Origin of the sequence: Streptomyces sp. NPDC056373 (assembly GCF_042262425.1) — a bacterium.
Classification (GTDB): Bacteria; Actinomycetota; Actinomycetes; order Streptomycetales; family Streptomycetaceae; genus Streptomyces.
This window is the reverse complement of the sequence record NZ_JBHJPX010000002.1, coordinates 449081-464452: the sequence shown is the minus strand read 5'-3', so window position 1 is coordinate 464452 and position 15372 is coordinate 449081. Positions and strand designations below refer to the sequence as shown.

The window sequence follows — 15372 nt, the reverse complement described above, 5'->3', positions numbered from 1 at the left end:
CCGGGATGCATCAAAGCCTCGGGTATGCAGAGCACAGGTGAGTCGACTGGCCCCCGGAGTGTGCGCGAGGGGGTGGCCGCTCCTGGTCGTACCTGCAGACGGCTGCCGTGTGAACTTGTGGGATTGGCTTGGGGTGCGACCTTTCGACGTGCTGGATGGGACGTGGCGGTGGATCTCCAATAGTGCGGAGAAACCCCGGTTTCCCTAACCGGGGAACGCGTGTTATACGGGAACGGTGCCGGGAGGCTGAATCAGAAGGTGCTCCTTGACGTGCTCCTTCTGCGGATGGGCAGGATGCTCAGAGCCATGACGGTGCCGTCTTCGTGGAACGAGATCGGACCGTTCCATTTCCCGACTGCCTGGGAGTTGTGCATTTTGGAGCGGAGTTCGTAGGCTGCTTGCCGGTACTCTTCCAGTCGGCCGTCCCTGATCAGCTCGTACAGCTCCGGGACCATGCCGGAGAACGCCTCGATCCGCATGGTCTCCATGCGGAAGACGTGGTCCGTTCCGACGTATTTCTTGTCACCGACCTCGATGTCTGCGTCGTGGAAGCTTGATGTGGCGGCGAACGTGGGCGCGGCATAGTGCTTTTGGCCTTGGCGCGCGGTGAGGTACCGGGCAGTCGTCGGTCCTCCGCCTGCGAATGCGGTGAAGCCGGCTGCCGCTGTGCGGGCCAGGAGTTGGCCGAACCAGTCGAGGTCGTTCTCGGGCACCTGGAAGCCGTCGACAGTCCGGGCCCTTTTGGCTCCGTTGGCTGGTATGCGAATGGCGTTGGGGTAGGGGATGCCGGGCTTGTCTCGGATTTCCTCATCGGCGTTTCCCCGGGCACCCGGTGTGCGGAGGGGGAGGAGCACTTCGCCGGGTGATTGCAGGACGTTGACCACGACCCCGCCCTGTCCCATGAGTTCGGTGGACAGCATCAGGCACGGAGTGCTGTTCCACGGGCCGATCTGCATGCCTTCGGTCAGTTCGGAGCCCTTGACCAGTTGCTGGATGGTGGTGCTGCCGGTCCGGCTGGTCCGCTTGCTCGGTTTCTGGTGGTTTCCTCGGCAGGCCACGAATGTGACTTTCGACGGCTCGCCGGGCTTCCACGCCTCGATGAGGTAGTCCGGGCGGGGCCGTGAGCCCTTGTCCCGCTGGGCGCCGCCCAGGGCCCAGCCGGCTCGCAGCACCGTGCTCGTGTCCACGACGGAGACGATGTGGTCGGGGTGTCGCTGCTGCACGATGTGCTCTGCCGCGGCGAGCCCGAAGCCGACGGCCAGCTCCCGGGCCTGCATGGCCTTGTACCAGCGTTCGGAACTGCTGCCTTTCTCGGTGAGGTCCATGGAGCCGGCGCGATTTCCGTGCAGTGCCTCGCAGTACTTCAGGGCCAGCCAGTGTTCCGCGAGCCCGCGTCCCATTCCCTGGCTGGCCAGCACGTAGCCGCGGGCCAGGGCGTGCAGGACCTGCCACGGTGTCAGCTCGATGGGCCGGCTGCACTCGGCCCGCGTGACGGTGCGCAGCTCGGGTTTCCTGCGGGCCACTTCTTGGCCCGTCTCGCGGCGTTTCTTGTCGATGGCCGCCGCTGCGGAGTCGACGTGGGCGGCGAGTTCTGCCGTTGACCGGACGTGAACGCTCCGCTGGTGCGCGAGGGCGTTCAGGATCTGTCGCGCGGTTCTTGCCATGCATCCCCCCACGGTGTCTGCCTGCCCTGGTCGGCGGGGAAAGGTAGTTCGGGGCATGGGGGCGCATACAAGTACGCACGGTGAACCATGATGCAGAACCGGTCACGTCAGTGCCTGCGGGAGCCGCTCGGGTGCTTGGCCTCGGGGTGGCCAGTCTCAGGGCGAACGGGAGAGGCCGCGGCCGAGGTACGGACGGGGCCCTTTGTCGGTGGCCGTCCGTAGGATGCTGAATCTGGAGGTGGCGTTTGTGGCGGTACCTGTTTCGCAGCAGCGAAAGCTGAGTCAGCGTTCGGGCAACATCTGCGCGTTTCCCGGGTGCGGGCTGCTCCTCACGGCCGAAGGCACGCCGGAAGAACCTGTCGTAGTGCTCGGCGAGATGGCGCACATCGTCGCGGAGAGCCTGAACGGCCCCCGAGGGGACTCGCCGTTGACGGCCGAACAGCGCAACCGGTACGAGAACCTGATCTTGCTCTGCAATCAGCATCATCAGCTGATCGATTCCGACGGAGCGGTGGCCAAGTACACGGTGGAACGGCTCCTGGCCATGAAAGAGGACCACGAGGAGCGGGTGGAACGCAGACTCGGCGGGCGCCCCAACGTCAAGGCGGATCTGCCGCCCATGGTCAACAGCACCGTGCACAGCAATGTCTTGCCGGTCACACAGATGCCACGCCACGTCTACGGAGCGCCCTGTCTGGTCGATCGGGAAAGCGATGTCAGACCGGAGGGGACGTCCACCGGGGTGATGGCGCCGTTCATACTGCGGGAGGGGCGGCTGTGGGCATTCCAGAACCTGCGGGACGACAGCGGCCCTTTCGCCGCGTTCGTGGACCGTACCGCAACAGAGCGGTTCGACTCCCAGGACTGGTGGGCTGACCCCGACAAGCTTCAGTGGTACGTCGCGTTGCTCAACCGCTCGCTGAACAAGCTCACCGGGCGTCTCGGCCTACGGCTCGATCGAGACCACCACCGCTACTACTTCGAACCCGAGGAAGAGGGCGTCGAGCGGACGGTGGTGTACCGGCCGTTGAACACCAACAAGGCGAAGCGGAGCGTGGTGTGGCAGCCCAAGAAGAAGGCCACCGGAGAAGCACGCAACTACTGGCTCCACCGTGCTGTGTCCCTGCGCTTCTTCCTGATCGGCAACGGCCAGTGGTGTCTGAGTATCAGACCTGAGCTGCGAGTGACATCCGATGGCTTCGAGTCCATCGACGCCAAGCACGTCGGGCGGCAGGTCACCCGGAAGAAATCCAGGCTGTTCAACTACGACCTTCTCGGTGAGGTGCAGTTCTGGCGGGACTTCCTGGGAAAGAGCAGTCCACGGATCAGCTTCCCTTTCGGTGACGGACAGAGTCTGGTCATCTCGACGTCGCTGAGCAGCGGGCAGGTGCGCTGGCCGGGCATTCCTCCCGAGCACGATATGCCCTTCAAGAACGTCGAGTACGTGGACGACCTGTTCACCTGGGCCGAGGCAGAGAGCCTGAGCGAGGACGGTGAGCTCGACCACGAGCACGACGGACAAGCGGGGTACGAAGGGGGGATCGTGGATTGAAGGCACGCCCAGCGCCGCCCAGCGCCTCGCTCTGCCGGCCCGCCCTCCCTCATCACGAGCACCCACTTCCCGGAACCGCTGCTCCGCTTCGCTGACGACGGTCTGCACATCGACCCCGAGGCGGTCCAGGATCGCGCGCTACGGCCCGCGATCCTGGACCGCCTCGGGCCGGCACCCCACACGGCTGCGTGTCGGGCTCATCGGTACCCCAGAGTTTGTCGAGGCAGCACGCGCCTGGATGAGCAGCCGGGCCGAGGGCATGACGGGCGATGAGAACAACCCTGAATTTCCCGGCTGGATGCCCGACCGGGGATTCTTCTCCTCCCTGGAATTCGACGATGCGTGGGACGAGGAACTCGGCCAGGCGGAACTGCGCCAGGTGCTGGAGATCAGATCGCAGGAGGAGCGCTTCCACGCCGCCGTGACCCTGTTCGAGACGAAGCTGCGGCACCTCGCGGAACGCGACAGCACCCCCGACTACGTCGTGATCGCGCTGTCCGACGAGGTCGTCGCCCGCTGCGGATCCGCCGACTACACAACCAAAGAGACTGGAGCCGTCCACCGCGATCTGCGCCGCGCACTCAAAGCGAGCGCCATGAGGTTCCGTCTCCCCACACAGATCGTCCGAGCGCCCACGCTGGACGGCAGGGACCGGACACCGCCCTCCCGTATCGCGTGGAACTTCTTCACCGCGATGTACTGCAAAGCAGGCGGCTACCCCTGGAGTCCGTACGGCCTGACCCCTGGCACCTGTTACGTAGGAATCGGGTTCTACCGCCCGCTCGGCACTGCGCGAGCCACGATGCAGACCAGCCTGGTGCAGGCGTTCGACGAGCGTGGGGAAGGGCTGGTTCTACGCGGCCACGAATTCGAGTGGGACCCTCACAAGACCGGAAGCCGTTCACCTCACCTGACGGCTGAAGGCGCCCACAAGCTGATGGCCCTGGTCCTCGACCAGTACGAGTCGGTGATGAAGCAGACTCCGGCCCGGATCGTGGTCCACAAGACTTCTCGCTACTGGCCGGATGAGCGTGACGGATTCCGCTCCGCGATCGAAGCCCGGGTGCGACGCTATGACCTGATGGCTCTTGAGGCGCAAAGCCGGGTGCGACTCATCACGACCTCCAAGTACCCGCCCTTGCGTGGAACCCGCTTCAGCTTCGGCGAATTGGACTACCTCTACACCACGGGTTACATATCCGCCCTGAGAGAGTTCCACGGGATGCACGTCCCGGCCCCGCTTCAGGTGGCTGATCACATCGGCCAGGACTCGTCCCGTGACGTGCTGCTGAAAGAAGTACTGGCCCTCACCAAGCTCAACTGGAACTCGGCCGCTTTGGGTGGACTTCTGCCTATCACGATCAAGTTCTCGGGACTGGTCGGAGAGATCATGCGGGAAATCCCGCCCGATCGGACCCCGCTACCTCAGTTCAAGTTCTACATCTGAAACCATGCCGGATACAGCGCGGTCCACGGCTCCAGTATCTTCCGTTTCCGGGTGTGTCCCCGTGATGGCGGTCGTCAGACCTTGATGACGGTGACGCGTCCGTTGCACAGCGCGGCGAGGTCCTCGGGATCCGAGGTGAGAACGGTGACGGGTCCAGGGGCGGCCAGTGCGGTGGCGCTGAGCATGGCGTCGATGGCGTATTTGTGGCCGTGCAGGCCGGCGTCTGCCAGGAGAGCGGCGGCGTGACGGGCGATGGGCTCGGTGACCGGTTCGACGACCAGGCGGGACAGCGTCCACTCCAGGGCCGGGCGGTTGATGCGAGGGTGAACCACTTCGACGAGGGTGGCTGCGGAGGTGATCACGCGCAGGTCGTCGGCGCGGGCGAGCGCGAGCCAGCCGGTGACTGTACGGTCACGCAGGACAGCCTTGGCCAGCCCTTCGCTGTCCAGGACCAGGGTGCCGCCGGGAACGGCCGGAGAGCGGGTCACGCGGCGTGCGCCCCGTCCTGTGCCTGCTCCTGCCGGGCGTGGTGGAGCTGGTCACGAAGAGCCTGGATCTCCTCGTCGGTGACGGGCCCGTGTTCGGCTTCGGCGACCTGGATGAGTTCGTTGAGATTGTCGCGTTCGATCTGACGGGCCACGGCCGCGGCCACGTAGGCGGACAGCCCGGAGGGGCCGCTGCGGGCTTTGGCGGCCTCGGCGATGTCACGCGGCATGGTGATCGAGTACTTGCCGGTAGGTTCGCTCATGCTACCTATCCTACCTTGTATCCTCTGGCGGGCTGGTGAAGGGTTCTGGCCCGTTGTGCGTGCCGGTACCCGGGACCCTCGGTGAGACCGCCGCGAGCCTGGGACTGCGCCCGTCCCGGCTGCGCACCGAACTGTTCGTGATCACCGCTTTGCTCACCGGGGCCCTGGTGGCGGTCAGCGGGGCGATCGGCTTCGTCGGCCTGATGATGCCGCTGTTCACCCGCATGCTGTTGCGCACCGCGGAGAACGCGCGCGTCCTGCCCGTCGCCGCGCTGTGCGGCGCCGTGTTCCTGGTGTGGGCGGGCCTCGCCGCCCGCCTCGTCCTCGCCCCGGCCGAACTGCCCGTCGGCGTCGTCACCGCGCTGTGCGGCGGCCCGGTCTTTCTGTGGCTGCTGGTCCGCCGGGGCGGCGCACTGGCAGGACCCGGCGGGGGAGGAGCCCCGTGATCTTGTCCGACGAGGCAAAGCCAGCTGAACTGGCCATCGGGGGACTGAACGCCCGCTTGTCCGGGGTCCCCGTTCTGCTCGGCGTCGACCTGCGGGCCGAACCCGGCGAGGTACTCGGCATCGTCGGCCCCAACGGCACGGGCAAGTCCACCCTGCTGCGCTGCCTCTACCGGGCCCTGACACCCGAGGCCGGCACCGTACTGGTCGACGGCAGGGACCTGCTCGCCAGGGACCCCGCCACGTCGGCCCGCCACACCGCGGCCCTCCCGCAGGAGTCCGAACCGGTCAGCGGGCTGCGGGTGCGCCGCGTGGTCGTCCTCGGCCGCACCGCCCACCTCAGCGCCTGGCAGAACCCCAGCGCCCAGGACCACTGGATCGCCGAGGAGGCGCTGCGCCGGGTCGGCGCCCACCACCTGGCCGACCGCGACATCGCCACCCTCTCCGGCGGCGAACGCCAGCGCGTCCTGCTCGCCCGGGCCCTGGCCCAGCAACCCCGCGTCCTGGTCCTCGACGAACCCCTCAACCACCTCGACATACGCCACGGTCGAGCGTTGTCGGTGCGGAGTGCGTGAGCAGCGTGCCGCCGAGGAAGGCGACCGCGGGCCAGCCCGCGACGAGGATGCGCAGCCAGGCCGGGACGTGGTTCAGGTCGAGGAGGCCGGCGGTGGCGACGTTGGCTCCCAGGGAGACGGTGAGGGCGATGACGAACCAGCACCACCCGGCCGCTTTGGCTTCCCCTGACCGCAGTCGGCGCCAGGCGGCGACGAGCAGCAGGTCCACCGAGATCGGGTAGGCCCACGCATTCCCCCCGTCCTGTCCGGCCGCCGAGGCGATGTCGTGCAGGTGGGCGAAGGACAGCGCGGCGGCGATGACAGCTTGGATGAGCACCGCGTCAACGCGGGCCAGTTGGGCGCGCATGATGCGGCTCCTTCCGGGTTCAGGCATACGAGGGGTAGGGACCTGGCGTGAGGCGGTCACGCCGACCGAGTTGGTGGAGGAGGTCAGCCGGTAGCCGGGCGGGGTTCGGCGACGAGGGCCGGAGACTCGACTGGCCGTATGGCCACCTCGGGCAGGAAGGGCTTGAGCGCGGGCACGTCCGGCACCAGGTGTGCGGACTCTCGGCAGACCGCCGCCGCATCGCTGAGGGACAGGTACGGGGTCCGGATGCGTGACCAGCCGCCGGAGGTGTCACCTGCGACGGCCAGGCCGGGGCGTTCAGGTGCGATGGCACATGCAGCCGAGACCGCTTCGGGTGCGATGTCGCCGAGCGCCATCTTCGCGGAGGCTTCGTCGTTGACGCGGTGGCAGACGCGGTCGGTCAACTGGGCTCGCAGCATGGTGGCGCCCCTGCCCAGCTCGACGCCGAAGCGCTGTCCGCAGACCTCCAGGTAGATGCCGGCCGCGCGGCCGAGCTGGGCGAGGCGAATGAGCTGGGTGACCATCTCGTCCCGTCGTTCCTCGTCCTTCCTGGTGGCGACGAGGAACAGTTCAGCGACCTCGTCTACGAACAGCACGAGGGGGACGGGGCGTTCGGACTCGGGCAGTCCTGAGGACGACGGCCAGGAGGACGAGCCCGGCGACGGGACCTGATCCCGGCACACCTCCGACACGCGCACCTGCGGCATGATGGCCCCTGGACTACGGTCCGGGGGCCTCGGCGTTTTCCGGCCCTGACCTGCGGATTCCTGGCCTGTGGCCAGTCCACGGATAGTCCACGGCACCCGACATACAGCCGCTTCGAGCGGCACACGCCTGCACATACACGAAGACCCCGTCCCAGCGAAAGCGCTGATGGCGGGGTCTTTGGGCACCTCATGCAAGGTGCCCCCGGCAGGATTCGAACCTGCGCACACGGCTCCGGAGGCCGTTGCTCTATCCCCTGAGCTACGGGGGCGTGTTCGTCGCGTTGCTCGCGGCGACGGGTAGAACACTACCAGCTCCCTCGGGGTGGTCATGAACGGGTTTCCGCTGTCGGGGAGGGGGATGCGAGTCGCTCGTGCGGGGTGGAAGTGGGGAAAACCCGGACGCGATGGCCGGGGCCGACCTACTCTCGAGTTGTGCCAGGCGCGTCGGGTCGGGTGCTTGTTGTGGACGACAACAAGGTCATCCGGCAGTTGATCAGGGTCAACCTCGAGCTGGAGGGGCTGGAGGTCGTGACCGCGGCCGACGGTGCCGAGTGTCTTGATGTCGTGCATCAGGTGCGGCCCGATGTCGTGACCCTCGATGTCGTCATGCCCCGGCTGGACGGGCTGCGGACCGCCGCTCGCCTCCGGGCCGATCCGCGGACCCGGGACACGCCCCTCGCCATCATCAGCGCCTGCGGCCACCACGAGATCGAGGCCGGGCTTGAAGTGGGCGTCGACGCCTTCCTCGCCAAACCCTTCGAGCCCGCCGAACTGGTCCTCGTGGTCCGCCAGTTGATGGAGCGAGCCCGGGGCGGGGGTCGGCAGCGCGGTGGTGGTCCCGACGCCGACGGCGGTGGTGCCCCAGCCAAGGAACCGGTGCCGGGCCAGGAGAGGGAAGTGGATCTCCCCGCCGTGCCGTAGGCAGGAGATGCCTACGGTGGCGGCACCCCCCCGGGTCCGGACGCAGGGCAGCCCCACCCATACGAGCCCACGCGCCGCGCCCCCCTCACCCGCAGCCCCGACCCCGCGGGCCCAAACGCCGCGCAACCCTCAACCGTGCAGTCCCCGCACAGCCCCGGCGGCCCCGCAGCCCCTAGCGCCGCAAGCCCCCGCCCCCGCAGCCCCAAGCGCCGCACAGCCCCACCCGCGCAGCCCCAACGCCCCGCAGCCCCCACCCGCACCCCCCGAACGCCCCCCAGCCCCAGCCCCACCCCAGCCCCACCCCACCGTCCACATCCCGGACCCTCGGGAAACCTGCTCGCATACCCACCCCCTCCCTCCCATACGCTTGTCCCGTGACCCCCGCCGAGCTCTCCCGCACCGTGCTGCACGCCGTGCGCCGTGCCGTCGACGAGGGTGAGCTCAGCGTGACCGTTCCGGAGCGGGCCGTGGTCGCTCCGCCGGGGCCCGGGGGTTGTGGCGACTACGCCACCAACATCGCCCTCCAGCTGGCCCGCGCGGCAGGCCGGCCGCCGCGTGACGTGGCCGAGGTCCTGCGCTCGCGGCTCCTCGACGAGCAGCGGTTCGCCGACGTCGTGGTCACCGGGCCCGGCTTCCTCAACGTCAGCCTGCACGGCAACGCCTCCGGCGACCTGGTCGACGAGATCCTGCGGCGTGGGCGGCGCTACGGGCACTCGACGAACGGGTTCAGCGGGATCGCCCTCAAGATCTACTGCCGGGCGGAGGTGCGTGCCGTCGTGGTCACGGACGTCCTGGGCCGTCTGGCGCGCAGCCAGGGGGACATCGTCCGTGTCTCGTGCACCGGCCGGCCCGCCCCGGAGTGGACGTCCGTTCTCGGGGCGGACATCACCACCCGAGGGCCGCGTGTCCTCTCCGACCGGTCCGTCACCGTCAGCCCTGTCCCCGCCCCCCTCGACCCCCTGCCCCTCGGCCGGGACGCCGCCCGCTGGGCCCTGCTGCACCCCGCCGCCCACGACCGGCCGAAGATTCCCGGCGACCACCTTCTCCAGCGGGAGAGCAACCCCCTCTTCCGCGTCCGGTACGCCCACGCCCGCACCCGGGCCCTCCTGCGCAACGCCGCCGACCTCGGCTTCCACCCCGAGCCGGGTCCCGTGAGCGCAGCGGAAGCGCTGACCGCCGTACTCGGCGACCACCCCCGCGTCCTCGCCGCCGCCACGCAGTACACCCCCGACCGCCTGGCCCGGCACCTCGTCACCGTCGCCGATGCCGCCATGCCCCTCCTCCCCGCCGTGCTGCCCCTCGGTGAGGAGAAACCCTCGGCCGCCCACCGCGCCCGGCTCGCGCTCGCCGAAGCCGCCGGGACGGTGCTGGCCGGCGGCCTGTCCCTGCTCGGCATCGACGCACCCGACCATCTCTGAGAGACACGAACAGATCATGAGCCGTTCCGCACACCCCGCCGGGCCCCGTCACGCCGATGTCCTCCCCGAGGGGCACTACTCCGCCCCGCCCGCCGACCTCAACGCTCTGGACCCGAAGGTGTGGGCCCAGACCGTGACCCGTGACGCCGACGGGGCCGTGACCGTGGGCGGCATCCCCGTCACCCGGCTCGCCGAGGAGTTCGGCACCCCCGCCTACGTCCTGGACGAGGCCGACTTCCGGGCCCGCGCGCGTGCCTGGCGCACCGCCTTCGGGGCCGACGCCGACGTCTTCTACGCCGGCAAGGCGTTCCTCTCCCGTGCCGTGGTGCGCTGGCTCGACGAGGAGGGGCTGAACGTCGACGTCTGCTCCGGCGGCGAGCTGGCCACCGCCCTGTCCGCCGGCATGCCCGCCGCGCGCATCGCCTTCCACGGCAACAACAAGTCCGTCGACGAGATCACCCGGGCGGTCGAGGCCGGGGTCGGGCACATCGTCCTCGACTCCTTCCAGGAGATCGTCCGCGTCGCCCACATCGCGCAGGGCCTCGGGAAGCGGCAGAAGGTCCTCATCCGCATCACCGTCGGCGTCGAGGCCCACACCCACGAGTTCATCGCCACGGCCCACGAGGACCAGAAGTTCGGCATCCCGCTGGCCGGCGGGCAGGCCGCCGAGGCCGTACGCCGGGCCCTGCAGCTCGACGGGCTCGAGCTGGTCGGCATCCACAGCCACATCGGTTCGCAGATCTTCGACATGTCCGGGTTCGAGGTCGCCGCGCACCGGGTCGTCTCGCTCCTGAAGTCCGTGCGCGACGAGCACGGCGTCGAGCTGCCGGAGATCGACCTCGGTGGCGGCCTCGGTATCGCGTACACCAGCGACGACGACCCCCGCGAGCCGCACGAGATCGCCAAGGCGCTCACCGAGATCGTCACCAGGGAGTGCGAGGCCGCGAAGCTGCGCACGCCGCGTATCTCCGTCGAACCGGGGCGGGCCATCGTCGGCCCTACCGCGTTCACGCTCTACGAGGTCGGCACCATCAAGCCCCTCGACGGGCTGCGGACCTACGTCTCCGTCGACGGCGGCATGTCGGACAACATCCGCACGGCGCTGTACGACGCCGAGTACAGCGTCGCGCTGGTCTCCCGCACCTCCGACGCCGCGCCGATGCTCGCCCGGGTCGTCGGCAAGCACTGCGAGAGCGGGGACATCGTGGTCAAGGACGCGTTCCTGCCGGCCGACCTGGCACCGGGTGACCTGATCGCCGTACCGGCGACGGGTGCCTACTGCCGGTCCATGGCCAGCAACTACAACCACGTGCTGCGGCCGCCGGTCGTCACCGTGCACGACGGCGAGGCCCGGGTGATCGTCCGCCGCGAGACGGAGGAGGATTTGCTGCGTCTCGACGTGGGCTGAGCGACAGAGGCGGCAAAGCCGGTGGCGGAAGATCTCCTGTCTTTCGCCACCGTGAAAATGAAATAGACATCTCACGATCCGGACCGGGGGCAGAAACTCCCGTCCGGTGAGTGAGACTGGTTCCACCGTAGACGGTAAAGAGGAAACGAGGTCGGATGATGCGTACGCGTCCGCTGAAGGTGGCGCTGCTGGGCTGTGGAGTGGTCGGCTCAGAGGTGGCGCGCATCATGACGACGCACGCCGACGACCTCACGGCCCGCATCGGGGCCCCGGTGGAACTCGCGGGCGTGGCCGTACGGCGCCCCGACAGGGTGCGCGAGGGCATCGCCCCCGAGCTCGTCACCACCGACGCCACCGCCCTCGTCAAACGCGGCGACATCGACGTCGTGGTCGAGGTCATCGGCGGCATCGAGCCCGCCCGGACCCTCATCACCACCGCCTTCGAGCACGGCGCCTCCGTCGTCTCCGCCAACAAGGCGCTGCTCGCCCAGGACGGCGCGGCCCTGCACGCGGCCGCCGAGCAGCACGGCAAGGACCTCTACTACGAGGCCGCCGTCGCCGGTGCCATCCCGCTGGTCCGGCCGCTGCGCGAGTCCCTCGCCGGCGACAAGATCAACCGGGTGATGGGCATCGTCAACGGCACGACGAACTTCATCCTCGACAAGATGGACTCCACCGGGGCCGGCTACCAGGAGGCCCTCGACGAGGCCACCGCCCTGGGGTACGCCGAGGCCGACCCGACCGCCGACGTCGAGGGCTTCGACGCCGCCGCCAAGGCCGCGATCCTCGCCGGCATCGCCTTCCACACGCGTGTGCGCCTCGACGACGTCTACCGCGAGGGCATGACCGAGGTGACCGCGGCCGACTTCGCCTCCGCGAAGGAGATGGGCTGCACCATCAAGCTGCTCGCCATCTGCGAGCGGGCCGGCGACGGGGCGTCCGTCACCGCGCGCGTGCACCCGGCCATGATCCCGCTGAGCCACCCGCTGGCCTCCGTCCGCGGCGCCTACAACGCCGTGTTCGTCGAGTCCGACGCCGCCGGGCAGCTCATGTTCTACGGCCCCGGAGCGGGCGGTTCCCCCACCGCCTCCGCCGTGCTCGGCGACCTCGTCGCCGTCTGCCGCAACCGGATCGGCGGCGCGACCGGACCGGGTGAGTCCGCGTACGCCGCGCTGCCGGTGTCCCCGATGGGCGACGTCGTCACGCGGTACCACATCAGCCTCGACGTGGCTGACAAACCGGGTGTTCTCGCCCAGGTCGCGACCGTCTTCGCCGAGCACGGAGTCTCGATCGATACGGTTCGCCAGTCGGGGAAGGACGGCGAGGCCTCCCTCGTCGTCGTCACGCACCGTGCGTCCGACGCCGCCCTCACCGGGACCGTCGAGGCGTTGCGCAAGCTCGACACCGTGCGTGGTGTCGCCAGCATCATGCGGGTTGAAGGAGAGTAACCAGCAATGACCCACCAGTGGCGCGGAATCATCGAGGAGTACCGGGACCGGCTGCCCGTCTCCGACAGCACGCCGGTCGTGACGCTCCGTGAGGGCGGTACGCCCCTCGTGCCCGCGCAGGTGCTCTCCGAGCGCACGGGCTGCGAGGTCCACCTCAAGGTCGAGGGTGCGAACCCGACCGGGTCCTTCAAGGACCGCGGCATGACCATGGCCATCACCCGGGCCAAGGAGGAGGGCGCGAAGGCCGTCATCTGCGCCTCCACCGGCAACACGTCGGCCTCCGCCGCCGCGTACGCTGTGCGGGCCGGGATGGTGTGCGCCGTGCTCGTGCCGACGGGCAAGATCGCGCTGGGCAAGATGGGCCAGGCCCTCGTGCACGGAGCGAAGATCCTCCAGGTCGACGGCAACTTCGACGACTGCCTCACGCTCGCGCGCGGCCTGAGCGACAACTACCCGGTGGCGCTGGTCAATTCGGTCAACCCGGTCCGAATCGAGGGTCAGAAGACCGCTGCCTTCGAGATCGTGGACATGCTCGGCGACGCGCCCGACATCCACGTCCTGCCCGTCGGCAACGCGGGCAACATCACGGCCTATTGGAAGGGCTACACGGAGTACGCCGCCGACAAGGTGGCGACACGGACCCCGCGGATGTGGGGCTTCCAGGCCTCCGGCAGCGCCCCGATCGTGCGCGGCGAGGTCGTCAAGGACCCCTCGACCATCGCCACGGCCATCCGCATCGGCAACCCGGCCTCCTGGCAGTACGCGCTTGCCGCGCGCGACGAGTCGGGCGGCTTCATCGACGAGGTGACGGACCGTGAGATCCTGCGCGCCTACCGGCTGTTGGCCTCACAGGAGGGCGTCTTCGTCGAGCCGGCGTCCGCCGCGTCCGTCGCGGGTCTGCTGAAGGCGGCCGAGCAGGGCAAGGTCGACCCGGGGCAGCGGATCGTGTGCACCGTCACCGGCAACGGGCTGAAGGACCCCGACTGGGCCGTCGCCGGTGCCCCGCAGCCGGTCACCGTCCCCGTCGACTCGGCGGCCGCGGCGGAGCGCCTCGGTCTGGCCTGACCTGCGGCGTCGCACCGAGCGCCGGTGCACCGCCGACACGGTCCGGCGTAAGACGGCGCTTGCCCGGGGGAGTTCCCTACGGGGGGTGCATAGGGGGCTTACGACACGCATCGTGCGCCTCCTGTGCGCCCTATGTCGCCACAGAACCTTCCTTCGATAGGCTGTACTGAACCCGCCCGCCGCATATGCCTGCGCATGAGCACGGCGCCGCGCCGTCTCCGCGGCCGGGCAGCGGCCGGCCACCCCGGTCGGCAGCGGCCTCAAGGGTTCTCGTACGCCATCGAATGTCCACTGAACGTCATTCGACAATCACCGCAGCTCAAGGAGAGTCATCGAGCGATGGCCGGTCCAGCGTTCCGCGCCGCCGCCGTCCGGGTGCGCGTCCCCGCCACCAGCGCCAACCTCGGCCCGGGCTTCGACGCCCTCGGCCTCGCGCTGGGCTTGTACGACGACGTGGTCGTCCGGGTGGCCGACTCCGGGCTGCACATCGACATCGCGGGTGAGGGAAGCGAGACGCTCCCGCGCGACGAGAAGCACCTGCTCGTACGATCCCTGCGCACCGCCTTCGACCTGCTCGGCGGACAGCCGCGCGGTCTGGAGATCGTCTGCGCCAACCGCATCCCGCACGGCCGGGGCCTCGGTTCCTCCTCGGCCGCCATCTGCGCGGGCATCGTCGCCGCCCGCGCCGTGACCATAGGGGCGGACGCCAAGCTCGACGACACCGCGCTGCTGGAGCTCGCGACCGAGATCGAGGGCCACCCCGACAACGTGGCGGCGTGCCTGCTGGGCGGCTTCACGCTGTCCTGGATGGAGGGCGGCGCGGCGCGCGCGATCAGGATGGATCCCGCCGATTCCATCGTTCCGGTGGTTTTCGTCCCCGGAAAGCCGGTCCTCACGGAAACGGCGCGCGGCCTGCTCCCGCGCACCGTCCCGCACGTCGACGCTGCCGCCAACGCAGGCCGGGCGGCCCTGCTCGTCGAGGCCCTGACGCGCCGTCCCGAACTGCTGCTGCCGGCCACCGAGGACCGCCTGCACCAGGAGTACCGCGCCCCCGCCATGCCCGAGAGCGCGGCACTGGTGGAGCGGCTGCGGGGCGACGGCATCCCCGCGGTCATCTCCGGCGCCGGACCCACGGTCATGGCGCTCGCCGACGCGGAGACCGCGGACAAGGTCGAGGCCCTGGCGGGCGCGGAGTGGGCCGCGAACCGGCTGCGCCTCGATCAGCAGGGCGCGATCGTGCTGCCGCTGGCGGCGTCCGGTGACATCTGAAAAGCCTCGGTTACCGGATTTCGAGAGGGGGAATGTTTGTTGGATCCGGTAGTGTTAACCTCAAGTCTGCACCCGACCCCACCATGGCGAGGTGCCTCGTGTCCCCGTCCGGGACAGACATTTTTCCGGGAGCCCCCCAAGCCGCACTGTGTGCCGTACGTCGGACCGTACGCCGTACGAGGACACTGAGCGGGGCGCAGGGCATGCTCCGGAACCGGTGCGACCACGCCGCGTGACACTGACACTGGGTGCCACGACTCAAGGAAGCGCCATCACCAGATTCCTCCGCCGCTTAGGCGGACCACCGCCCCGGCGCGGTTCACACCAAACGAACCGAAGTCGGACAGCACAAACGGTCGCC

At 69.3% G+C, this 15372-nt stretch carries 12 protein-coding genes, 1 tRNA gene and 3 pseudogenes; 10 read left to right on the top strand and 6 right to left on the bottom strand.

Translation table 11 applies throughout. The features are described 5' to 3' along the window. Positions 1-251: 251 nt before the first annotated feature. Positions 252-1721: a hypothetical protein gene (locus ACFCXS_RS06035; protein ID WP_376641850.1), complete on the bottom strand. Its 1470-nt coding sequence runs from the start codon at positions 1719-1721 to the stop codon at positions 252-254. Between the two features lie 166 nt (positions 1722-1887). Between ACFCXS_RS06035 and ACFCXS_RS06030 the strand changes: the two genes are divergently transcribed. Both ACFCXS_RS06030 and ACFCXS_RS06025 read left to right on the top strand, forming a co-directional pair. Further along, complete coding sequence (locus tag ACFCXS_RS06030) at positions 1888-3216, top strand: HNH endonuclease (protein ID WP_376641849.1); 1329 nt, start codon at positions 1888-1890, stop codon at positions 3214-3216. 238 nt (positions 3217-3454) lie between these two features. Next, positions 3455-4663 carry a hypothetical protein gene (locus tag ACFCXS_RS06025; protein ID WP_376641848.1) on the top strand — a complete coding sequence of 403 codons (1209 nt, stop codon included), beginning with the start codon at positions 3455-3457 and terminating at the stop codon, positions 4661-4663. A 74-nt stretch (positions 4664-4737) separates the two neighbouring features. On the opposite strand, the gene ACFCXS_RS06020 is transcribed toward ACFCXS_RS06025, so the two are convergent. Further along, positions 4738-5151: a PIN domain-containing protein gene (locus tag ACFCXS_RS06020; RefSeq protein WP_376641847.1), complete on the bottom strand. Its 414-nt coding sequence runs from the start codon at positions 5149-5151 to the stop codon at positions 4738-4740. Next, positions 5148-5411, bottom strand: a complete 264-nt coding sequence (locus tag ACFCXS_RS06015; protein WP_376641846.1) for a CopG family transcriptional regulator — start codon at positions 5409-5411, stop codon at positions 5148-5150. The genes ACFCXS_RS06020 and ACFCXS_RS06015 overlap by 4 nt, the downstream gene beginning before the upstream one ends. 83 nt (positions 5412-5494) lie before the next feature. Between ACFCXS_RS06015 and ACFCXS_RS06010 the strand changes: the two are divergent. Then, positions 5495-5857: pseudogene (locus ACFCXS_RS06010) on the top strand (iron chelate uptake ABC transporter family permease subunit); the annotation flags it as partial. After that, positions 5776-6429: an ABC transporter ATP-binding protein gene (locus ACFCXS_RS06005; protein WP_376641845.1), complete on the top strand. Its 654-nt coding sequence runs from the start codon at positions 5776-5778 to the stop codon at positions 6427-6429. The pseudogene ACFCXS_RS06010 and the gene ACFCXS_RS06005, both read left to right, overlap by 82 nt. Here the strand turns inward: ACFCXS_RS06005 and ACFCXS_RS06000 are convergent. From ACFCXS_RS06000 to ACFCXS_RS05990, 3 genes and pseudogenes are all read right to left on the bottom strand, one after another. After that, positions 6401-6775: pseudogene (locus tag ACFCXS_RS06000) on the bottom strand (DUF2637 domain-containing protein); the annotation flags it as partial. The gene ACFCXS_RS06005 and the pseudogene ACFCXS_RS06000 sit on opposite strands and share 29 nt — an antisense overlap. A gap of 83 nt (positions 6776-6858) precedes the next feature. Continuing rightward, positions 6859-7404, bottom strand: a pseudogene (locus ACFCXS_RS05995) (FtsK/SpoIIIE domain-containing protein); the annotation flags it as partial. Positions 7405-7679: 275 nt separating this feature from the next. Then, positions 7680-7751, bottom strand: a tRNA-Arg gene (locus ACFCXS_RS05990). Positions 7752-7866: 115 nt separating this feature from the next. Between ACFCXS_RS05990 and ACFCXS_RS05985 the strand changes: the two genes are divergently transcribed. The 6 genes from ACFCXS_RS05985 (at position 7867) to thrB (ending at position 15011) form a co-directional block, all read left to right on the top strand. Next, on the top strand, positions 7867-8403 hold the full coding sequence (locus tag ACFCXS_RS05985) for a response regulator (RefSeq protein WP_376641844.1): 537 nt from the start codon (positions 7867-7869) through the stop codon (positions 8401-8403). A gap of 374 nt (positions 8404-8777) precedes the next feature. After that, positions 8778-9821, top strand: coding sequence for an ArgS-related anticodon-binding protein NrtL (gene nrtL, locus ACFCXS_RS05980; RefSeq protein WP_376641843.1), 1044 nt, complete (start codon positions 8778-8780; stop codon positions 9819-9821). 16 nt (positions 9822-9837) lie between these two features. Next, positions 9838-11229 carry a diaminopimelate decarboxylase gene (lysA, locus tag ACFCXS_RS05975; RefSeq protein ID WP_376641842.1) on the top strand — a complete coding sequence of 464 codons (1392 nt, stop codon included), beginning with the start codon at positions 9838-9840 and terminating at the stop codon, positions 11227-11229. Between the two features lie 155 nt (positions 11230-11384). Further along, positions 11385-12677 carry a homoserine dehydrogenase gene (locus tag ACFCXS_RS05970; RefSeq protein ID WP_376641841.1) on the top strand — a complete coding sequence of 431 codons (1293 nt, stop codon included), beginning with the start codon at positions 11385-11387 and terminating at the stop codon, positions 12675-12677. Between the two features lie 6 nt (positions 12678-12683). After that, positions 12684-13742 carry a threonine synthase gene (thrC, locus tag ACFCXS_RS05965; RefSeq protein ID WP_053670600.1) on the top strand — a complete coding sequence of 353 codons (1059 nt, stop codon included), beginning with the start codon at positions 12684-12686 and terminating at the stop codon, positions 13740-13742. Positions 13743-14081: 339 nt separating this feature from the next. Next, entirely contained in the window at positions 14082-15011 is a 930-nt protein-coding gene (gene thrB / locus ACFCXS_RS05960) for a homoserine kinase (protein WP_376641840.1), read from the top strand. Positions 15012-15372 lie beyond the last annotated feature (361 nt).